Origin of the sequence: Archangium lansingense, from assembly GCF_026626635.1 — a bacterium.
Classification (GTDB): domain Bacteria; phylum Myxococcota; class Myxococcia; order Myxococcales; family Myxococcaceae; genus Archangium; species Archangium lansingense.
Genome location: NZ_JAPNKA010000001.1, coordinates 11,311,648 through 11,331,301 on the forward strand (window position 1 = coordinate 11,311,648; position 19,654 = coordinate 11,331,301).

Below are 19,654 nucleotides of genomic sequence, written 5' to 3' on the forward strand. Positions count from 1 at the left end.
CGCAAGATGGCCACGGGGTCAAGGTTGGCAACTGGCTGAAGGGCGCCTGTGCGTCCCAGAGCGTTGCCTGATGGACGGATGGCGCCAGGGGATTGGAAACCGGCTCAGGTTGTCGGCCGTCTGGAAACAACAGGCTCGAGCAGGCCCTTCGCACGCAGCACATCCTGGACACGCCGGCCCAGGGAAACGTGCTCGGAATTTGATGCGGTGAGGCGCTCGGGAGTGAGGATGATGAGAGTCCCCTTGTCCTCCACCGGTTGCACTCGCACCGGCTCCGGCAGGGGCGGTACCTCCCCCCGGTTGCGAGACACGTACGTCAACCAACCCACGAAGGTTCCGGTAAGGCCTTGCTCCGACAGGCTGTCCCGGAAGTCACCGGAGGTGATGACCCCCCAGTCCGGTTCCCAGGCCAACACCATGGTGCGCAACACCTCGGCGAGCACGGTCGCAGTGAGCACGCGCTCCATTTCCGGCTCCTCCTTCGGCAGGTAGAGGAGGCCGCTGTTCGGGACAAATTCCGCCGCAGAACCACAGCGCAACGAGACCTGACCACCGTGTCCCTGCTCATGCCCCGTCCAGACTCCGATCATGAATCCATCCCTTCCCTCCTGGTACGCCCTCCTCTTGAAGAAGCGTGTGAAGGTTTCGGCGGTGGGCTCGAACTGGAGCTGGAGCGCTTTCTTGCGCGAGTCCGCCTGCTCGAACCAACGGGCGTAGATGGGATCGCACCGAGACAGAAGGCGGAAGAACGTCTCCGCACGTTGGGCACACGCCTCGGCAGGCTCCTTGCGTTCTGCCCAGTAGATCCCCCCGTAGTAGGTCTCTCTCATGCAGGCCTCGCCTCATGGCGACGGTGGAGTGAAAACCACATCAATACCCGTGATGCCTCTCTCCCGGAACAGCTTCTTGAGGATGGCCACCATGCGGGGCTCTGCCACGTGCCAACGAATGGGAATGCCATGGGCCACTCGCCATTGCCGCGCAGCCTGCTTGACGAGTCTCTCCGCGCCTTTGAAGTATTCCTTGGGCTCGAGGTCCGCATCGAAGTGCTTGTCGTAGCCCAGGCCCTTGGTCTCCTGCAGGAGGCCTTTGTCGAGGTCGAAGCCGTCGAAGTCCGCCTTCTCGCCGTCGCGCCACACGCGGTACACCCAGCCTGCGGGTGCCTTCGTCACCTTGTGCTGGAAGGCTCGCGAGCGCGGCGACATCCGCTCGTTCTTGGGTACCCACTGGCCGGGCCCTCCCACCGGCGGCACCCAGTTGCCACCTCCTCCCGCCCCCACCTTCGCCAGGTGCATGCCCCAGGTAACGCTCAGCCCCTGGCCCGCCACGGCGACGGCCCTCCCCGGCACCGCCACCAGCCGCAGCACCAACTCTCCCCTCTTCGTTAGCGTCAGCAGGGGCACTGACAGCCGGCCGAGCTTCTCCCCCCACGTCACCGCCTTCACCGCTCCCGCCCCAGCCGTGCCCACCGTCAGCATCACGTGCGCCATCAGCCGCGACATCGTGCGCACCCGCTCGCCTCTCGGCTTCTGGCGGAAGTCCTCCCAGTACTCGGGGGCATTCTGGAAGAGCACCCTCACCGCTCCCGGCAGTTGCGCCAGGCCCTCCAGCGATTCGACGGGGTGCAAGACGAGCCGCGCAAGGCCCTCGAGCGTCTCCCCCAGCGCCAGCCCCGCCCCCTCCAGCGCCGGCAGCACTACCCCATCATCCGGCACGTAGGGGCCCAGCGGCTTCGCGCCTCGGGGCACCTCCAGCCCCGTGTCCACCGGCCATAGTTGCCCCTCCGCCACCGCGTAGAAGGGACCCACCTCGTAGCCGCCTGCGCGCAGCGTGCCATCCTTGCCCAGCCACACCTCGCCTGCGCGCTGCACCGCCTCGCCCGTCACCACCCGCACCAGGTAGCCGTCTGGCCTCACCACCCTCAGCCGGTGGAAGCGGTCCATGCGCGCGTGCAACTCCTGGCGCGTCACCGGCCCCGCCCCCGTTCTCTGGCAGCCCGTCCGTCAGGGCGAGCGCGGCACCGTGCTCCTCGTCGAAGTCGTCCTCCGCGTCGTCATCCTCGTCGAGCGCGGGAGAGGAGGCGGGTGGTGCGAAGGCCTGCGCGGAGTCGAGCGACCGTTGCTGGTGCGTTTCGGTATGGCGGTGGGAGCGTGGACTGGCGAAGTACCCGGCCCGCGGCACGCCCGAGGCGCACCCGCCCAGCACCAGCAAGGCCAGGGTGAGCAACACCGAGGTACAGCTCCCCCACCCGTTGGGGTGGCTGTCAGCAGCACGCAGGGACATGAGGGCCTCTCGGGCAGAGCGTAGCCCCACCCGTACCCGCCCTGGCTGACCTTCCCGACGAGCACCTCCCTGCCTCGGCCCGGTCGCCCCCTGGGGTAGAGGCGGGACGGAGGCGTCTGCCCGCGTCCGTCCGCGCGCACCGGCTTTCAGCGGTCATGTTAGGCTGACCCACCTCGGAGGTGAGGCGCTCATGAGCGAGGCCGGGACGCACAGCGCTGGAGACGGGCCGCAAGGGTTGGAAGCACCGCCGCACCTTCAGCGGGACTCGCCGGAGCACTACCAGCCCCGGCCAGGCCTGGAGGTGGCCGGCTACGAGTTACAGGCGAAGCTGGGCAGCGGCGGCCAGGGCACCGTGTTCCGCGCCGTGCGCCAGGGCCGCACCTATGCGGTGAAGTTCCTCTCCCTGCCACGCGGCCGGCACTGGGCCCTGCGCGAGCGCGACGTCATGCGGAAGCTGAGCGAGGCGGGCGGCCTGCCCCTGGAGGCCCATGGCCTGTGGCCCGAGCACCAGCCCCTCTACCTCTTCCTCGTCATGCCCTACGTGCGAGGACTGCCGCTGGACGTGTGGACTCGCGTGCACAACCCCGACTCGCTCCAGACGGCGCTTCTCTTCCGCCAGGGCGCGCGCCAGCTCTCGGCGGTACACGCGGCCGGAATCATCCACCGCGACGTGAAGGGGGCCAATCTGCTGGTGTATGGCGAGGAGCGGCTGGTGCTGGTGGACTTCGGGGTGGCCACCTATGAGGGCGCTCCTCCGGTGACGGGAGCCTTTCCCCCGGGCGCCTGGCCCTACCTCAGCCCTCGCGTGTGGCGCGCCTGGCGCGGTGAGGAGTCCTCCCGCCCCTGCCCGGCGGATGACCTCTGGGCACTCGGGGTGGAGCTGTACGCGCAGCTCACGGGCCGGCTGCCCTTCCTGGGCGGCGAGGGCGAGCTGGTGCACGCCATCCTCCACGAGGAGCCGCCGGTGCCGCACGAGCTCAACCCTCGGGTGCCCAGGGAGTTGGGTGAGGTGTGCTGGCGCATGCTGCGCAAGCGGCCCGAGGAGCGGTACGCGGACGCGCTCGCGGTGGACGCGGCGCTGGGCGAGGCGTTGAAGCAAGCGGACGGGGCGTGGCGCACACCGCTGTGCGAGGCCTGGGGGCCACACACCGCCACCACCGTGCGCGAGCGCGACATGTGGGCAGGAGGGGACGTGCTGGCACTCCACGCGCGGCTGGCCTCCTACGGGCACCTGCTCGTGCGCGGCAAGCCGCAGCCTCTGGACGAGGTGTCCACCCTCGCCGCGAGCGAGGCACCGCCAGTTCCTGGGTCCCCCGACGCTTCGCCCGTGCGTGAGGAAACCTCAGGGCAGGCCGTGGAACCAGACGCCGCGGACAGGCCCCAGGCAGCCCCGGTGGAATCCGTGCCGCTCGCAGGGCCACAGGTGGCGAGCGAGGCGGACGCGCCGCAAGCAGAGGCACCACCGCCACCTGATTCCCGCGAAACGGCCCTGCCCGCCGCACGCTCGCAGCAGGTGCGCCAAGCCGCTGGGCTGGTGCTGATGCTGGGCCTCGGCGCATGGCTCGCCGTGTACCTGCCGCCGCGTGCCTCCGTTTCCACGCCACCGCTGGGGACACCGCGCGCCAGCCTACCTCCGGAGTTCTTTCCTATCACCCTGGAGCCGGAGCACCAGGAAGTGGCGCCCCTGTGGAAGCGGCCAGAAGGTGTCGGCGGCGCGGCGCCCGCAGCGGCGGCAACTCCCGCGCCCGTCGCCCGTGCGACGCGCTCCCAGGAGACGCGCGTGAAGAAGAAGACTCCAGCGAAGGCTCCCGCTCCCCCTCAGCCGCCGAAGGAGGCGGACTCCCTGGCCGCGAAGGTGGGCGCGGCCGTGCTCACCTGCACCCTGGGCAGCGGCTGTGCCACCGCCACTCCCCCGGCGCAACCCACGCCTCCGCACCCACCTCCCGCCGAGTGCCCGGAAGGCGCCCAGAAGACCATGGAGGAACTGGGCCTCATCTACCCTGGCTCCCGCGGGGCGGTGGACATTCGTGGCACCGAGTCGTTGATCACCGTGCGTCCGGGCCCGGTGACCATGCGTCTGTCGGGCAACTACCGCGACGACTACTGGGGCAAGTTGCCACGAGGAACCCTGTTCACCGGCGAGCGGCTCTTCGGCGAGCGCGTTGTGCACGGCCGCTTCACCCAGGCGCACACGCCCGAGGGACACACGTATGTCGTCTGTCTGGAGATGCGGACCTCGCCGGAGTGGGGCTGGGAGAAACTCGAGGGCAGCGGTCAGGACACCGCCAGGATCCAGACCGCAGGAGGCCTCGAGCCCGTGGAGCGCTTCGGGGAGCCGTGGCGGTACGAGGAGCGGAAAAGGAGGTAGGGGCCAACGCCGGAAGTCCCTGCTACGCTGGTCACTCCGGAGGTCATCCCACCCATGTCCGCCCTGCTCGCCGCGCCCCTGCTGCTCGCGCTCCTCACGACCAGGTCCGCCCCTGCCCAGCCCCTCTCCAAGGAGTGGGACACGTCGGGCGCGCGCCACCTGGAGCTGACTGCGGAGAACTCGCGGGAGCAACACCCGGTGCGCATCAGCCCTGGCCACCCCACCAATCTGGTGTTCAACGCGCCGCTGCAACCCGGCGGAGTGACGGTAGAGGGCGCGCAGTGGCCGTGGCGGTGAACGGGGAGCTGGGCATGGTGACACTGCTGCCCTCGGGCGCGCTGCCGGAAGACACGCCGCTGACGGTGACCGTGCACTTCGCGGATGCACAGGTCCCCGGGAGCGTCACCTTCCGGCTGGTGGTGCACTCCACCCGGGCCGAGCACCACGTGCGGGTGTACCGCGAAACCCGCTCTTGCGCGTCCCACTGGCTGGAGGCCCGGCAACAGCGCGAGCGGGCTGAGCGGTGCGAGGCCGCACGAGAACAGGAGTGCACCCGCCCGGAGGGAACGAGGCCCGGAGGACTCACGAACCTGTTCGACTCCGGGCTGGTGGGCCAGGGCAATGGCATCGTGGGGCAGGAAATCATCAAGTCCATCACCCAGAGCCCCGGCGAGACGCTCAAGGTGAGGGAAGCCTGGAGCTACCGCGCCCAGCAGCAGAACCATGTGGCGATGGAGCTACAGGTGGAGAACACGAGCCCCCTCCCCTGGACAATGGAGGGCGTGGAGGGGGCGGAGCTCGTCAGCGAGGAGGGCGTACGGCTGCGGGTGGTACGGATGTGGCAGCCCAACCCCATCGCTCCGGGAGAGCGGGGGAAGCTCGTGGTGGAGGCGGAGGCCACCGTGGAGCAGGCTCAGGGCAACTTCCGCCTGAAGCTGCAAGGTGCGGATGGAGCTCGCCCCCTCACCTTGAGCGGCGTGACCTTCCCATGAGCGGCTCTCCCCGGCCCGTCTCACTCCTCCTTCTTGGGCGCCGGCAGCAGGCCCGCGTCCTGCAACCGCTCGCGAACGCGCCCGGCCAGGGCGACATGAGCCGGGTTCCTCAGGGAGAAGCGCTCCGGTGTGAGGATGATGAGCGAGCCCTTGCCCTCCATCGGCTCGACGCGCACGGGCTTCGGCAGGGTCGGCACATTGCCCCGCTCGGCCGAGACGTACATCAGCCACCCGAGGCACGGGCCTCCGTCCTCCAGCACCTTCTTCGCGTCCCGGTCACCCTCGGCGATGACCGCGCACCCGTCCGGCTCCCACGCCCGCACCATGGCGCGCACCACCGCCGTCAGCCCGGCGACGGTGAGCACCCGGCTGGCCGCCGGCTCCTCCCGAGGCAGATGGAGCACGCACAGGTTGGAGTAGAAGGGCTCGTTGGAGCCGCAGGTGAAGCTCATCATGCCTCCACGTCCCCGCTCCTCCTGCCCCGTCCAGGCATCGAAGGTGAACACCTCCCTCGCCAGCCGGTACTTCCTCCGCTCGAAGAAACGGAGGAACGTCTCGTAGGTGGGCTCGAACGGCTGCTGGAGCGAGTGCTTGCGCGAGTACGAATACTCGAACCAGCGGGCGTAGGCCGGATCACACAGGCCCAGCTGCTGGAAGAGCACCTCCACACGCCGGGCGCACTCCTCGGCGGTCTCTCTCCGGCCTGCCCAATGTGCCCCCGCCTGGAAAAGTTCCATTGGGCATGACATACGCCATGGGTAACAAAGTCACCATCCCAGAATGAGAGGCCGGGCACGCTTTGCCGGGGGGCTCGGCTCAGCTCCCCGTCTGGGGCACCTGGCGAGGGGGAATGGGCGCGTCCGGAGCCGTCGCGTGGCGCAGCGCCTGGAGGGGTTTGGGGTCTGGCTGGTTGTTGCGCCGGGCCAGCTCCATCAGCACCCCCTGGCTGCGCACCACCGTTCCATCCCTGCCCACCGGGAGGTAGGTGCCATCCACCTGCAGCCTCCGCGCCTTCACGTTGTCCTTGAGCGACACCCCCAGCACCTCGTCCAGCAGCCGCTGACGGATGGCCGGATCCTCCACCGGGAACATCGTCTCGATGCGGCGCAGGAAGTTGCGCGGCATCCAGTCCGCGCTGCTCATCCACACCTCCGGCTGACTGCCCGCCCCAAAGGCAAACACCCGGCTGTGCTCCAGGAAGCGGTCCACCACGCTCGTCACGCGGATGCGCTCGCTCACCCCTGGCACGCCCGGCCGCAGGCAGCAGATGCCGCGCACCAGCAACTCAATCTCCACCCCTGCCTGGCTCGCCGCGTAGAGCGCACGGATGACGGTGGCATCCACCAGCGAGTTCATCTTCGCCACGATGCGCGCGGGCTCGCCGCGCCGGGCCTTGTCCGCCTCGCGCTGGATGAGCGCGAGCACCTTCTCCTGCAGGCCCATGGGCGCCACGGCCAGCCGCTTCCACTGCGGGGCCACCGCGTAGCCGGTGAGCATGTTGAAGAGCGCGCTCACGTCGTCCGCCATCTCCGCGCGCGAGGTGAAGAGGGAGAGGTCCGTATACAGGCGCGCGGTATGGGGGTTGTAGTTGCCCGTGCCCAGGTGCACGTAGCGGCGGATGCCCTGTCCCTCGCGGCGCACCACCAGCGCCACCTTGGCGTGCGTCTTCAGGCCAATGAGGCCGTAGACGACGTGCACCCCGCTCTCCTCCATCTTCCGCGCCCAGGCGATGTTGTTGGCCTCGTCCAGGCGGGCCTTGATCTCCACCAGCACCGCCACCTGCTTGCCATTCTCCACCGCGCGAGACAGCGCTCGGGCGATGGGGCTGTCTCCGCTGGTGCGGTACAGCGTCTGCTTGATGGCCAGCACGTCCGGGTCCTCGGCCGCCTCCTCCAGGAAGCGCACCACTGGATCAAAGGACTCGTAGGGGTGGTGCAGGAGGAGGTCGCGCTCGGCGACGACGTGCAGGATGGACTCCACGTCACGCAGCACCGGGGGCACCGTGGGCGTGAAGGGCTCCACGCGCAGCTCCGGCCGCGCATCCAGCTCCGTGAGCGCCATCAGGTCCGAGGGCTGCAACGGCGACTGCTGCCGGTACACGTCCATGGGCCCCAGCTTCAGGGCCGCGGTGAGCAGGGACTCCATCTGCGGGCGGGCCGAGGCATCCAGCTCCAGGCGCACCGCGGCGCCACGGTCCCGCCGGCGCAGTTCCTCCTGAATGGTGGAGAGCAGATCTTCACTCTCCTCGTCGTCCACGTTGAGGTCCCAGTTGCGCGTCACCCGGAAGGCAGCGGCGTGCTCGACGACGTAGCCGGGGAAGAGGTCCGCCGCGCAGAGGGCGATCAGCTCGCCCAGCAGCAGGAAGGCCGTCCCCTTCTCGGCGGGCACGGGCACGAGCCGGCGAAGCACGCTGGGCACCTGCACCACGGCCAGCGAGGTGCCATGCACATTGCGCCGTCGCTTGGGGCCCTCGCGCCGCAGCAGCACCGCCACGTTGAGGGACTTGTTGCGCAGGTGGGGGAAGGGGTGTCCCGGGTCCACCGCGAGCGGGGTGAGGGCCGGGAAGACGGAGGTGGTGAAGTGGGTGCGCGCGGCCGCCTTCTGCTCGGCCGTCAGCTTGTCCCGGGTGAGGAGGGAGACGCCCGCGGCCAGCAGCCCCGGGTGGAGCTCCTCGACCCAGAGGCGGGAGGCGGCCTCCACCAACGCATGGACACGCTCGCTGATGGCGCTCAGCTGCTCCGCGGGCAGCAGACCATCGGCCGCCGTCTCGGCAACGCCACTGGCCTGCTGCTGCTTCAGGCCCGCCACGCGGACCATGAAGAACTCATCCAGGTTGGAGGAGGCGATGGCGAAGAACTTCAAACGCTCGTAGAGCGGCAGCTCCCGGGAGCGCGCGTCATCCAGGACACGCTCGTTGAAGGCGAGCCAAGACAGCTCGCGATTGATGAAGAGCTGGGGTTCGTTGAATTCCACGCGCACAGAGTCTGGCAGGTGGCGGAAGACGTCACGTCACGGAGCTGTCAAGAAGCGCTGGTAAAGGTGGGACGCCCGACAGTGGAGGCCCTATCCTTCGAGCCGCAACCACCTCGAGTGCCTGAACCCATGCCCACTTCCACCCTACAGCCCGTACTCGCCGCCATCGACGTGGGCACCAATGCCGTCCGCCTGGAGCTGGCCCGGCCAGACGCGGAAGGCTCGCTGGAGACGCTCCATCAGGAGAGAGATCCCATCCGCCCGGGAGAGGGCGTCTTCGCCAGCGGGGAGATGCCCAAGGAGACGGCGGACCGGCTCCTGTCCACGCTGCGGCGCTACGCGGCGCTGTGCCGGCGACACAAGGCCCGGGTGCGCGCGGTGGCCACCAGCGCCATGCGCGACGCGAAGAACCGCGAGGAGATTGTCCGGCGGGTGCGCGACGAGGCAGGGCTGAACCTGGAGGTGGTGAGCGGCAAGGAGGAGGCGCGCCTCATCTGCCTGGGGGTGCTGCACCGCAAGCCGCCGCACGTGCGCTCGCTGCTGGTGGACATCGGCGGAGGGTCCACCGAGGTCGCCATCGCCACGGGGGAGCGGCCAGATGACCTGTGGAGCCTGGCACTGGGCTCGGTGCGGCTCACGGAGATGTTCGATGCTGCTGGGAAGGTGACGCCCAAGCAGCTGCGGCTGATGCGCAGCTACGTGGAGGAGCAGATGCGCAAGAGCATCCCCGAGCGCCTCCCCAACCTGCCCCGGGTGGCCCTGGGCTCCTCCGGCACCATCAACGCGGTGGTGGGCTTCGCGGCCAGCGAGGGCACCGGGCACGTGTCCGTGCGCCAGCTCACGAGCGCGGTGGAGATGCTGGCGGAGATGACACCCGAGCGGCGGCGCAAGCGCTTCGACCCGCGGCGCGCGGACATCATCGTTGCGGGCGCCACCATCCTGGAGCGAGTGGCCCGGCACCTGGGCGTGGAGACTGTCACCGGCGTCAACCGGGGCCTGCGCGACGGGCTGCTGGTGGACCTGATGTACCGCCAGGACGAGACACGCGAGGACCACTCGCTGGCGGACGCGGCGGTGGCCATGGGGCGGCGCCTCTTCTTCGACGAGAAGCACGCGCGCCAGGTGGCCTCGCTGTCCCTCACCCTCTTCGACGAGCTGGCCTCGCTGCACCAGTTGCCGCTCTCGTGCCGGCCGTACCTGGAGGCCGCCGCGCTGCTGCACGACGTGGGCAACGCCGTCAGCTACGAGCGCCACCACAAGCACACCTATTACCTCATTCACAACAGTGACATCCCCGGCCTGGCGGACCAGGAGCGAGAGCTGGTGGCCCGGGTGGCGCGCTACCACCAGCGCAGCCCGCCGGAGCTCAACCACTCAGGGATGGAGGGGCTGAGCACCACGGAGGCCCGGCTGGTGCGCAAGCTGGCCACGCTGCTGCGGGTGGCCAACGCGCTGGACAGCAGCCACCACCAACCGGTGAAGGAGCTGCGCGCCGTCAACGGCCGCGACGTCGTGTCCCTGCACTTCAAGTCGCGCCAGCCAGTGGACCTGGAACTGTGGACGGTGGAGCGCGAGACGGCGCTCTTCCGCCGGGTCTTCGGCAAGCGGCTCGCCCTGCACGTCGGCCGCTAGCTCCGCCGCCCGCCCTCCAGGAGAGGGAACGCCTTCGTCTGGCACCGGACGGAACGCGTGCCCACCCCTAGCGGGGAGATTTCGAGCCCCGCGGGGGAAGGAGCGGCAATGAAGGCAGTCGTCTTTCATGGGATTGGGGACATCCGGCTGGAGGACGTCGCGGAGCCCGTCCTCCAGCAGGATACGGACGCCATCATCAAGCTGACGGCGAGCGCCATCTGCGGGACGGATCTGCACTTCGTGCGCGGCACCGTGCCAGGGATGAAGCCGGGCACCATCCTCGGGCACGAGGGCGTAGGCATCGTGGAGGCGCTGGGCAAGGACGTGCGCAACCTGCGCGTGGGAGACCGGGTGGTGGTTCCATCCACCATCGCTTGCGGCACGTGCTCGTACTGCCGGGCCGGCTATTACGCGCAGTGCGACGTGTCCAACCCCAATGGCAAGCGTGCGGGCACGGCGTTCTTCGGCGGGCCGGAGATGAGCGGGCCCTTCCACGGGATGCAGGCGGAGAAGGCGCGGATTCCCTTCGCCAACGTGGGGCTGGTGAAGATTCCGGACGAGGTGACGGACGAGCAGGCCATCCTGCTTTCGGACATCTTCCCCACGGGCTACTACGGAGCGGACATCGCGGAGATCAGCCCGGGTGACACGGTGGCCGTGTTCGGCTGCGGGCCGGTGGGCCAGTTCGCCATCCTGAGCGCGAAGCTGATGGACGCAGGGCGCATCTTCGCCATCGACTGCCACCTGGACCGGCTGGAGGCGGCGAGGGCCCAGGGCGCCGAGGTCATCAACTTCGAGGAGGAGGACCCGGTGGAGGCCATCCTCCGGCTGACGGGGGGCATCGGCGTGGACCGGGCCATCGACGCGGTGGGCGTGGACTCGATGCACGCGCACCACGGGCCAGCGGCGAAGACGGCGCACAAGGAGAAGGCCGAGTTCAAGCGTGAGCTGAAGGAAGTGGCGCCGCACACGAAGCCGGAGGGGGAGAACTGGGTGCCGGGTGATGCGCCGGCCCAGGCCTTGATGTGGGCGGTGGAGGCGCTGGCGAAGGCTGGCACGCTGTCCATCATCGGCGTGTACCCGCAGCAGATGCGCACGTTCCCGCTCGGCCAGGCGATGAACAAGAACCTGACGCTGAACATGGGCAACTGCAATCACCGCAAGTACATCCCCCACTTGCTGGAGCTGGTGCGCACGGGCGCGGTGGAGCCGACGGAGCTGCTCACCCACGTCCAGCCGCTGACGAGCGCCATCGAGGCCTACCGCTCCTTCGACGCACGCAAGCCGGGCTGGATGAAGGTGGAGCTCGAGCCAGCCCTGCTGACGTGAGCCTCCCCGCTTCAAGAGCGATGGCGCTCGGCGACGCGGTACAGCCGCGTCAACGAGAAGTCCAGCAGTGCCTGGCACGAGCGCATGTAGCGGTGGGCCCGGATGAAGGGAAACCAGACCCGGTTGCCCACGAGCACCTGGGTCTCGTCGAGCTTCTGGCGCGGTATCCACCGGCCGCCGAGGTTGCGTACCAGCACCTCACCCAGGTAGGCGCCAATGGCGGGCACCGCGTGCGCGTCGATGTTCTCCCGCAGGCGGCTCTTCGGGAAGTCCTCGCGCCAGAAGTAGAAGTCCACGTCCGTGAGAGACTCGGGCGTCTGCTCGAAGACGGAGGGCACCTGCGTGTGCAGCAGGGCCACGAGGTGCTCGGCGAGGGTACTGTAGATTTCCAGGGCGCGCCCGGGGTTGTCCACGTCCGGAGGCAGGGAGGAGGAGGCGGGGCGCCACTCCTCGGGCTCGGGTGGCTGCCAGGCGTTGAGCTCGGCGATTCTCCGCTGGCGCTCGTGGCTGGCGGTGCGGTCCACCACGCGCGAGAGGAGCGGCGCCACGTCCGGGTGGAAGCGGGGCTCCACGGGGGCGAGCGTGGCGCTGCGCTCGCGCAGGGAGCGCAGGAGGGTGTCGAAGTCCAGGTCCGACCAGAGGTGGGCGTGGGCGCGGGCCTGGGCGAGACGCGCCTCGTCGCTGGCGAAGTCCGCGAGCGTGGGCCGCGTCACCAGCAGGACGCAGCCGTTGGGCAACTCCTCCACCCGGTGTGCCGGCGTGGACAGCATGCGCTCGCGTCCCACGGTGTCCACTAGCTTGGGGCCGAAAACGTTGAGCCAGCACACCTCGTAGATCTTGTCGAAACCGTCCCTGAATGCGGTCTCCTTGTCACGGCCGAAATCAGGAGAGCCCGCCAGCATGAGGTCATCACTGCTGTGAGCCACGGCATGGGAGACCGGGTAGCGGGACGCCCAGGCGCGCACCATCTCCACGAGATGGCGGCAGCGCTCCGCCTCCGCGAAGAAGGAGAGCGGGTTCAACTTGAGCCAGACATCCAACTTGGGAAGCCGGGGGGGCAGCCAGAGTCCGAGTGACATGTCCAGCGCGGGCCACCTGGTCCGGTAGAGACCGAAGCTCGTGCTGTCCCTATTGTGCTTCTCCTCCAATGCCTTCCAGATGGCGGCGCGGGCGTATTTGCGTCGCCGCTTGCCTTCAGCGACATCTGGCATCCACCCGTCGGCGTGTTCCTCAAGCGCTTGAAAGAAGGGCTCCAACTCGGTTTCCCGTGCCGCCCGTGGGTCAAAGACGCCTTCAAAAGAAAGCCGGAGGCAGTCCTCATCCTTCCCATCGTGAAATTCCAGCACCTTCATTGGGACAGCACCTCCACTCCCGGAAGCGTGCTCTTGGTTTCGCTCACGGCTTTCTGCAAGTCGGCTGCCTTCCTGGGCAAGAGGTCGCCCCCCTCATAGACGAGGCGGACCCGCTGGACGGGCACCTCGCTGCCCCTGGGGAGCAAGGATTGGAGGGAGTCCCGGCGGATGTCCAGCGTCCCGCCATACTTCTGTAGCGCTTCGCTCGCGTCCTCGACCATCTGCGCCTTCAAGGCGTCGTACTTCAACCCCGAGAGGTCGCGGCTCTTGAAGCTGAACGTCTCGACGCGAGGAGGCTCCCTGGAGAATCCACCCTCTTCAATGACGAGCACATCCGCATAGCGCAGGCCGCTCTCTGGCTTCATGACGCCCACGCACCTCAAGACTTGAGGCTGGATGAAGGCTCCGAGGAAACGGCGCTGAGCCCGGGGCAGTTTCGCGTCAGCCTCCAGCAACTCGACCATGAGGCGCTCGAAGGCCAGCCCCCGGGCGAACCACCCCCGCATCCGCTCGTAGGGCGCCCAGTGCAACGGCGCCTCGGCGGCCTTGCCTTGCTTGATTTCCCGCAGGCGCCCCTCGTAGTAGGTGACGTACTCCCCCCATCTCGGGTTGCCCTCGGCTCCGGGAAGCGGCGCGTCCGGGGAGGGACGGTGCTTCTCCAGCACCGCCACGTCCCGGGGTAGCCGCGGGCCCGTGGCCTCCAGTTCCACCAGCGCCAGCCGCGCCTCCACCACCTCCAGCGTGAGGCCCGCCCCCTTGTCCACCAGCGAGGCCAGGCTCCCGGCGTGCTCCGCCGCAGCGGCCTCGAGGCGGGCGCGTGCGGCGTCGTCCGCCACGGGGGCCACCTTCCCGGAGCCCTTGTGCGCTGTGCCCCCCTCCACCGGGGCGCCCGTGGCTCCGGGCCGGGCCCTGGACATCATCGCCTGGGCCTGGGCCACGTTGCCCCGTGCCTCATGCAGCGCCAGCGCCGCGTCCACTCCTCCCACGGCCACGAAGTGGCCCACCTCCCGGCGCTCTCGTATCCACCGGGCCAGTTCCCGCATTCCCTCCACGCCCAGCGTCGTCCGCACCTGCCGCCCCAGCTCCCGCAGGCCCCGCAGGTGCTGCTGCACGGCCTGGAGCCCGCCGAGCGCGGGCGCTCCGGCCCCCCGGGCCTGGGACAGGGCGCGCACGCCCTTGCCTCCCGCGTAGAGCGTCCCCAGCAACAGGGCCGGTGCCAGCTCGCGCGTGGCCTGCTCGTACTCGTCCTGGCTGAGCGAGTACATGCCCTGCCCCGTGCCCGCCAGCAGGTAGTAGAAGCCCAGCGGCACCCCAAACGTCATGGAGTCGAAGGTGCCCAGCGCCACGTTGCCCGCGGAGAGGTGGCGCAGCGCCAGGGCCATGTCCACCTGGTGGGCGGCGTGCCGGTAGGGCGGGGGCAGGTGCGCCCACCGTCCCGTCATCTCCATGTAGCGTGCTCCGTCCACCAGCTGGCTGGTGGCGAGCGCGTCCCGGGCGGCACGGCCCAGGCCCCGCAGCACGTCCCCGCCCCGCTCGGCCCGCTCCGGGTAGCGCGAGAGGGGCAGGCCCCGTGCCTCCAACTCCTCGCGCACCGCTGGCATGAGGGCCAATGTCTGTCCCAGCAGTTTGTCCCCGGCCAGCAGCCGCAGCACCGCGTCCACCTCGTCGTCGTGGGCCGAGTGCAAGAGGAAGAGGGCGAACACCTCGGCGTGGTAGGGGCCGTAGCGCTCGGTGGCGCCCACCAGGAAGCCGGCGCGCTTCTTCTGCAAGAGGTGGGCGGCGTCCTCGCGCACCGGCCCCAGGGCGCCCAGCCGCACCGCGTCCCAGTCGTCCAGTGCCTCCAGCAGCCGGGGCATGTCCACGCGCTGCTGCAGGGCGACGTACTCGGCGGGCGAGGTGCAGGTGAGGAAGGGCGCCAACAACTCCTCGCCGCCGGAGGAGAAGTCGGGCCAGCCCTGGGGCACGGCCTGGCCGCCACAGGTGGCGGGGCCCTGGGGGAGGGGGCCCCCGCTGGCCACCGCGTGCACGACCGTCTCGCCCGCGCCCAACAGAGTGGCGTCCGAGCCCAGCCCCCGGGCGCTGCGGCGCCGGTGCAACCGCTGCGGCGCCTCGTCCTCCAGGGAGGAAGTGGAGAACGGTGCCCGGAAGGGGGACGTCTCGAGCGCCGTCTCCTGCCGCTTGGACAGGGTACGCGGGCCCGGCGTGATGCAGCCGGGGGTGAGCAGGACGGCCGCCAGCAGCAGCACACCCCACCGGAGCACGCCTGCCGCTGGACGCGGAGTTTCACGACGCTTGGACACGTAGCACCTCCGTAGCCAGCCATGCGCACATGGGTGGGGAGCGCGGCTGGCACAGAGGGAGCAGTCTACCGGTGCGACTGAGCCGCCCACGTGCCGCCAGCAGTTGCCCACGAGCACCTGGGCTGACCGGGCACCAGCAGAAACGGCCAGTTCCCGTCCCTACCATGCCCCTTCCGCCAGTACGCCCCCTCGCGGGAGACGGGTGGGCGGGCTGGTACGAGGCTCGCACCGGGTGCGCGGCCCCCCGAGACGCGGCGGCCCTTCGAAAGGGCTGCCCGTCCTGGAGAACCGCGAGCCAGGGTGCATCCCCGCCCCGGCTCACGGGTCCAGGAGGAGGCACGAGTCGCCGAACTCGTGCCCCAGGTAACCGCGCGCCTCCGCGAGCACCGTGGCGGCGCGCAACAGCTCCACCGGGGCAAACGCCTGGAGCAAGGTGAAGTGGCTGGTGCCGGGCTCGTGCATCCCGGAGAGCAGCCCGTCCACCACGCGCGGGACGAAGCCCGGGCCGAGCAGCAAGTCCGTCACGCCCTCCCCCGGCTCCAGCCGGCCTCCCGCCTGCGCCGCACGTCCCTCCAGCGCTCGCACCACCGTGGTGCCCACCGCGACGACCCGGCCTCCCGCGGCGCGGGTGTCGTGAATGGCCTCTACGGTGGCGGAGGGCACGTCGAAGCGCTCGGGGCGAGGGAGCGCGGCATCCAGCACGGCATCCCCCGTGGAGGACAGCCCCGCGGCATGTGTGAGCGAGGCCAGCCGCACGCCCCGGCGCTTCAGGTCCAGCAGCAGCGCCCAGGTGAGGGGCAATCCTGCCGAGGGTGTCTCCACGGCCCAAGGACGCGCGGCATAGGCTGTCTGGATGTGCCAGAGCGCGAGCGGACGTTCCAGATGCGCGTACTGCACGGGCCTCCCGGCACGGTAGAGCGCGGCCCAGAGCGCGGCACCCTGCGCCTCGAACGTCACGCGCAGAAGACGCGGGGACGGAGGGAGCACGGCCACCACACGTGCACCCAGTCCACCGAGCACGAGCCGATCGCCCGGAGAGACGTGCGGAGGAAGAGGCCGGTCCTCCGTGCGGGTGCGCCAGTCCCCCGCGCCAAAGAGGACGGCGGTCCAGGTGCCCTCCTCCTCGCGGGACACGAGCCGCAGCTCGATGGCGGCGCCCGCCTCCGTGCGGCCATGCAGCGCCGCGGGGAGTGTCGCGGCGTCATTGAGCACGAGCAGGTCGCCCGGACGAAGCATCCGAGGAAGCTCGGCCATGAGGACATCGTCGAGACGCCCGGCACGAGGCGCGATGTGGAGCAGGCGTCCGGAGTCCGGGTGCTCTCGAGGCCAACGGGCGGCGTTCATGCGGCCTCCGGGCGTCCCACCTCGACGTGCGCGGCCTCCACGCGGGTGCCAGACGGGTAGGCGTGAGCGGCCTCCACGAGTGCCACGAGGCGCGCGGCTACGTCCCGAGGACGCGCGAGCGTGGAGGGGTCCGCCTCGGGAATGGCGTCGCGGTGCATGACGGTGTCCATCTCCCCGGGGTCGACGTTGAGGAAGCGCACGCCCGTGCCCTCCAGCTCGGCGGCCCAGATGCGCCCCAAGTGCTCCAGAGCCACCTTGGACACGCTGTAGGAGCCCCAACGTGGGTAGGCAGAGACAGCGGCATCCGAGGTGATGTGCACCACCACGCCCTCACCCCGCAGCACCATGGACCCTGCGATGACCTTGGTGAGGCGGAAGGGCCCCACGAGGTTCACCTCCAACACGCGCCCCAGGTCCTCACAAGCGGTGTCCAACAACAGCGGCAGCGGGGTAGGCCCGAGCGTGCTCGCGTTGTGGACGAGCACGTCGATGGGACCCACCAGGGCGGCGGCGGCGCCCACCAGCGGATGGATGGCCTCCTTGTCCCCCACGTCGGCGGCGAGCGCATGGGCCTCGTACCCCTGAGCGCGCAACCGGGAAGCCACCGCCTCCACCTCGCTCGCGTTGCGCGAGATGCCCACCACCCGCGCTCCCTTGCGGGCGAAGGTCTCCATCAACGACTCGCCGAGCCCTCGGCTCGCTCCCGTCACCAGCACAGCCTTTCCTTCGAGCTTCATCGTGTCTTCTCCTTGCACAATGGAGTACGCCCGAGGCGCCCGTGAGTTGGTGGTCGTGCCAACGCATTGGCAGAATGCCAGCGCATGAGCGACGAGGAGCTGGCGGGCTGGCTGGCGCGCAACATCAAGGCACTGCGGGAAGCACGAGGGGCGACGCAGGCGCAGCTCTCCAAGCTGGCGGGAGTGCCCCGGGCGACGTGGGCGAACCTGGAGTCGGGGACGAGCAACCCGACGCTGGCCGTGCTGCACCGGGTGGCGTCCGCGCTACAGGTGTCCCTCGAGGAGCTGGTGGCCAGGCCCCGGGCCAGTGCCCGGCACTACCCCCGGGAGAGTCTGACCGTGCGGCAGCGAGGGCCAGGCTTCGTACGCAAGCTGCTGCCGGACCCGCTGCCGGGCATGGAGTTCGACCGGATGGAGCTGCCGCCAGGGGCCCGGCTGACGGGTGTGCCGCACACGCCGGGCACGCGCGAGTACCTCGTCTGCGAATCGGGGAGCCTGGCGCTGGTAGCCAGCGGCGAGCGCTTCCTCCTGGAGGTAGGAGACGTCGTGGTTTTCCGCGGGGACCAGAAGCACTCGTATGAGAACGTAGGGCCGAAGGTCGCGGTGGGCTATTCGGTGGTGCTGCTGGCCCCCCCGCTGCGCTGACGGAGCCCCGGGCCCTAGGTTTCCGGGGCGGCTGTGTGCTACGAAACACCGCATTCCCGAGCCCACACTCGACGGGGGGACTGACGGACATGCGGAGCCGATCACTCGCGGCAGTTGCGCTCATCTTCGCCGTGCTCTCTGGCTGCACCTGTGGTGGCGGAGACAAGGAAGCGAAGAAGGGTCCCCAGCCCTCCGAGCTGTTGAAGGCCCTACCCAAGGCCGCCGTCTCCCGGCCGTCGGCGCTGGTGCCCAAGGCCGTGCTGGAGGGCTCGCCCCGCGCCATGGTGGTGGCCGCCGCTGACGCCCGGGGCGCTTGGGATGCCTTCCTGAAGACGGCGCCCGGCAAGGCGCTGGTGGAGGGCGGCGCCATCGAGCATGTGGGCCTCTCCGCGCAGATGGAGCGGGCGCTCTCGCTCAGCCATGACCTGGCCACCGCCTCGGAGCACCCGCTCGCCGCGGATCGCCTCGCCGAGGCCTTCTCCGGCCCGGCCGCCGTGGGCGTGATGGACGACGAGGGCGACGACGCCGACTTCGTGGTGGTGAAGGAGGTGGATGGCTCCCAGGAGTTCGTGGTCCGCCTCGCGCTGATGGCCTCCACCCTGAAGCAGGGTTACGGCGTGAGCAACGAGCAGTACGAGGGCCACCCCGTAAAGAAGATGGTCCGCGGCAAGCGCACCCTTTGGGTGGCCGCCTTCCAGAACGTCCTCATCGCCTCCACCAACGAGCAGCTGGCCAAGGCCGCCGTGTCGCTCGCGCTCGGCAAGGGCGGCGAGTCCGTCGAGTCCATCGAGGGCTACAAGAAGGAGGTGGACAAGCTCCAGGGTCACCGCCTCGCCGCGCTGGTATCGCTCGAGGAGGATGGCCCGGCGGCGCTGCTGTTGGGCCTCTCCCAGCTGACGCTCGGGCTGGACCTCGACTCGGGGCAGCTGCAGCTCGGCGGCGAGCTCTCCGACTCTCCCGACACGGTGGCGGCCTTCCGCGCGCTGGCCTACGTGCCCAAGGACGCGGTGTTCTTCTCGAGCCTCGGCGCGGCCAATGCCTCCGCCTTCCTCGAGCGGCTCGGGAGCCCGGAAGGCAAGAACGCCAAGGAGATGCGCAAGGGGCTCGTGCTCCCGTCCGAGCTGGAGGACTCCCTCACCGACGAGGCCTTCTACGGACTGCTCAGCGTGGAGGACACCCGCTTCAACCACCTGCTCGGCCTGGGCGTGAAGGATGCCGCCGCCGCGAACAAGGCCTTCTCCGCGCTGGCGAAGAACTGGCTGGACACGCCCGAGAAGCAGGACATCGCCCCCGGAGTCTCCGCCTTCTGCAACTCGACCGAGGGGCTGTGCCTCGCGCTGGCGAAGGACTACCTGCTCGCGGCCACCGACCTGGAGTCGCTGACGGCCGCGGTGGAGACCGGGCTCGGCAAGCGCCCCGCCCTCTCCGACGTGAAGGGCTTCCAGCAGGTGGGCAAGAGCGGTGACGCCCGCTTCCTCACCGCCTACGTGGACACCGCCGGGGCGGCCGATGCCATGCTCACCTTCTTCCGCGCCGTGGGCAGGACCCAGAGCCAGAGCTTCGACACCGGCGACGTGGATGCCAGCGTGGCGCCGCTCTGCGAGGCGATGAAGAAGCTGCCTCCCTATGGGGGTGGGCTCACGGCCGATGGCACCGCCGTGGCCGGCCAGTTCCAGCCGCTGCCGGTGCAGCAGTAGGA

Annotated in this window: 16 protein-coding genes; 8 read left to right on the forward strand and 8 right to left on the reverse strand. The window is 69.9% G+C overall.

Annotation, left to right across the window (positions count from 1 at the left end; all coding sequences use genetic code 11):
* Window positions 1-104: 104 nt before the first annotated feature.
* On the reverse strand, window positions 105-830 hold the full coding sequence (locus OV287_RS45305; protein WP_267540281.1) for an immunity 52 family protein: 726 nt from the start codon (window positions 828-830) through the stop codon (window positions 105-107).
* A gap of 12 nt (window positions 831-842) precedes the next feature.
* The gene (locus OV287_RS45310; protein ID WP_267540282.1) at window positions 843-1,943 is read right to left on the reverse strand and encodes a Tox-REase-5 domain-containing protein; all 1,101 of its coding nucleotides are present in this window, start codon (window positions 1,941-1,943) and stop codon (window positions 843-845) included.
* Between OV287_RS45310 and OV287_RS45315 the strand changes: the two genes are divergently transcribed.
* The 4 genes from OV287_RS45315 (at window position 1,942) to OV287_RS45325 (ending at window position 5,643) form a co-directional block, all read left to right on the forward strand.
* Window positions 1,942-2,307, forward strand: a complete 366-nt coding sequence (locus tag OV287_RS45315; protein WP_267540283.1) for a hypothetical protein — start codon at window positions 1,942-1,944, stop codon at window positions 2,305-2,307. The genes OV287_RS45310 and OV287_RS45315 overlap by 2 nt on opposite strands.
* Before the next feature lie 166 nt (window positions 2,308-2,473).
* On the forward strand, window positions 2,474-4,651 hold the full coding sequence (locus OV287_RS45320; RefSeq protein ID WP_267540284.1) for a serine/threonine protein kinase: 2,178 nt from the start codon (window positions 2,474-2,476) through the stop codon (window positions 4,649-4,651).
* A gap of 54 nt (window positions 4,652-4,705) precedes the next feature.
* A complete protein-coding gene (locus OV287_RS56620; protein ID WP_373371877.1) occupies window positions 4,706-4,948 on the forward strand; it encodes a hypothetical protein in 243 nt (80 codons plus the stop codon).
* Complete coding sequence (locus OV287_RS45325; protein ID WP_373371878.1) at window positions 4,933-5,643, forward strand: DUF2381 family protein; 711 nt, start codon at window positions 4,933-4,935, stop codon at window positions 5,641-5,643. The genes OV287_RS56620 and OV287_RS45325 overlap by 16 nt, the downstream gene beginning before the upstream one ends.
* Before the next feature lie 20 nt (window positions 5,644-5,663).
* Here the strand turns inward: OV287_RS45325 and OV287_RS45330 are convergent, their stop codons facing one another.
* Both OV287_RS45330 and ppk1 read right to left on the reverse strand, forming a co-directional pair.
* Window positions 5,664-6,392 (reverse strand): immunity 52 family protein, encoded by a 729-nt coding sequence (locus OV287_RS45330; RefSeq protein ID WP_373371879.1) that lies wholly within the window; start codon window positions 6,390-6,392, stop codon window positions 5,664-5,666.
* 67 nt (window positions 6,393-6,459) lie between these two features.
* Complete coding sequence (gene ppk1 / locus OV287_RS45335) at window positions 6,460-8,616, reverse strand: polyphosphate kinase 1 (protein ID WP_267540286.1); 2,157 nt, start codon at window positions 8,614-8,616, stop codon at window positions 6,460-6,462.
* Window positions 8,617-8,745: 129 nt separating this feature from the next.
* On the opposite strand from ppk1, the gene OV287_RS45340 reads away from it, so the two are divergent.
* On the forward strand, window positions 8,746-10,248 hold the full coding sequence (locus OV287_RS45340) for a Ppx/GppA phosphatase family protein (RefSeq protein ID WP_267540287.1): 1,503 nt from the start codon (window positions 8,746-8,748) through the stop codon (window positions 10,246-10,248).
* Between the two features lie 108 nt (window positions 10,249-10,356).
* The gene (locus tag OV287_RS45345; RefSeq protein WP_267540288.1) at window positions 10,357-11,577 is read left to right on the forward strand and encodes a zinc-dependent alcohol dehydrogenase; all 1,221 of its coding nucleotides are present in this window, start codon (window positions 10,357-10,359) and stop codon (window positions 11,575-11,577) included.
* An 11-nt stretch (window positions 11,578-11,588) separates the two neighbouring features.
* On the opposite strand, the gene OV287_RS45350 is transcribed toward OV287_RS45345, so the two are convergent.
* The 4 genes from OV287_RS45350 to OV287_RS45365 form a co-directional block, all read right to left on the reverse strand.
* Window positions 11,589-12,929: a hypothetical protein gene (locus OV287_RS45350; protein ID WP_267540289.1), complete on the reverse strand. Its 1,341-nt coding sequence runs from the start codon at window positions 12,927-12,929 to the stop codon at window positions 11,589-11,591.
* A complete protein-coding gene (locus OV287_RS45355; protein ID WP_267540290.1) occupies window positions 12,926-15,229 on the reverse strand; it encodes a hypothetical protein in 2,304 nt (767 codons plus the stop codon). The genes OV287_RS45350 and OV287_RS45355 overlap by 4 nt, the downstream gene beginning before the upstream one ends.
* Before the next feature lie 318 nt (window positions 15,230-15,547).
* Complete coding sequence (locus tag OV287_RS45360; RefSeq protein ID WP_267540291.1) at window positions 15,548-16,573, reverse strand: S-adenosylmethionine:tRNA ribosyltransferase-isomerase; 1,026 nt, start codon at window positions 16,571-16,573, stop codon at window positions 15,548-15,550.
* Complete coding sequence (locus OV287_RS45365; protein WP_267540292.1) at window positions 16,570-17,310, reverse strand: SDR family NAD(P)-dependent oxidoreductase; 741 nt, start codon at window positions 17,308-17,310, stop codon at window positions 16,570-16,572. Before OV287_RS45365 ends, OV287_RS45360 begins: the two co-directional genes overlap by 4 nt.
* A gap of 84 nt (window positions 17,311-17,394) precedes the next feature.
* Between OV287_RS45365 and OV287_RS45370 the strand changes: the two genes are divergently transcribed.
* Both OV287_RS45370 and OV287_RS45375 read left to right on the forward strand, forming a co-directional pair.
* Complete coding sequence (locus tag OV287_RS45370) at window positions 17,395-17,955, forward strand: helix-turn-helix domain-containing protein (protein WP_267540293.1); 561 nt, start codon at window positions 17,395-17,397, stop codon at window positions 17,953-17,955.
* A gap of 89 nt (window positions 17,956-18,044) precedes the next feature.
* Window positions 18,045-19,652, forward strand: coding sequence for a hypothetical protein (locus OV287_RS45375; RefSeq protein ID WP_267540294.1), 1,608 nt, complete (start codon window positions 18,045-18,047; stop codon window positions 19,650-19,652).
* Window positions 19,653-19,654 lie beyond the last annotated feature (2 nt).

Bases quoted from the DNA above. Each gene is read 5' to 3' on its own strand.
- OV287_RS45360 (WP_267540291.1), bottom strand. From the start codon at position 16,573: ATGAACGCCGCCCGTTGGCCTCGAGAGCACCCGGACTCCGGACGCCTG.
- OV287_RS45320 (WP_267540284.1), top strand. From the start codon at position 2,474: ATGAGCGAGGCCGGGACGCACAGCGCTGGAGACGGGCCGCAAGGGTTG.
- OV287_RS45305 (WP_267540281.1), bottom strand. From the start codon at position 830: ATGAGAGAGACCTACTACGGGGGGATCTACTGGGCAGAACGCAAGGAG.
- OV287_RS45365 (WP_267540292.1), bottom strand. From the start codon at position 17,310: ATGAAGCTCGAAGGAAAGGCTGTGCTGGTGACGGGAGCGAGCCGAGGG.
- OV287_RS45350 (WP_267540289.1), bottom strand. From the start codon at position 12,929: ATGAAGGTGCTGGAATTTCACGATGGGAAGGATGAGGACTGCCTCCGG.
- OV287_RS45370 (WP_267540293.1), top strand. From the start codon at position 17,395: ATGAGCGACGAGGAGCTGGCGGGCTGGCTGGCGCGCAACATCAAGGCA.
- OV287_RS45375 (WP_267540294.1), top strand. From the start codon at position 18,045: ATGCGGAGCCGATCACTCGCGGCAGTTGCGCTCATCTTCGCCGTGCTC.
- OV287_RS45330 (WP_373371879.1), bottom strand. From the start codon at position 6,392: ATGTCATGCCCAATGGAACTTTTCCAGGCGGGGGCACATTGGGCAGGC.
- OV287_RS45345 (WP_267540288.1), top strand. From the start codon at position 10,357: ATGAAGGCAGTCGTCTTTCATGGGATTGGGGACATCCGGCTGGAGGAC.
- OV287_RS45310 (WP_267540282.1), bottom strand. From the start codon at position 1,943: ATGGACCGCTTCCACCGGCTGAGGGTGGTGAGGCCAGACGGCTACCTG.
- OV287_RS56620 (WP_373371877.1), top strand. From the start codon at position 4,706: ATGTCCGCCCTGCTCGCCGCGCCCCTGCTGCTCGCGCTCCTCACGACC.
- OV287_RS45340 (WP_267540287.1), top strand. From the start codon at position 8,746: ATGCCCACTTCCACCCTACAGCCCGTACTCGCCGCCATCGACGTGGGC.
- OV287_RS45315 (WP_267540283.1), top strand. From the start codon at position 1,942: ATGCGCGCGTGCAACTCCTGGCGCGTCACCGGCCCCGCCCCCGTTCTC.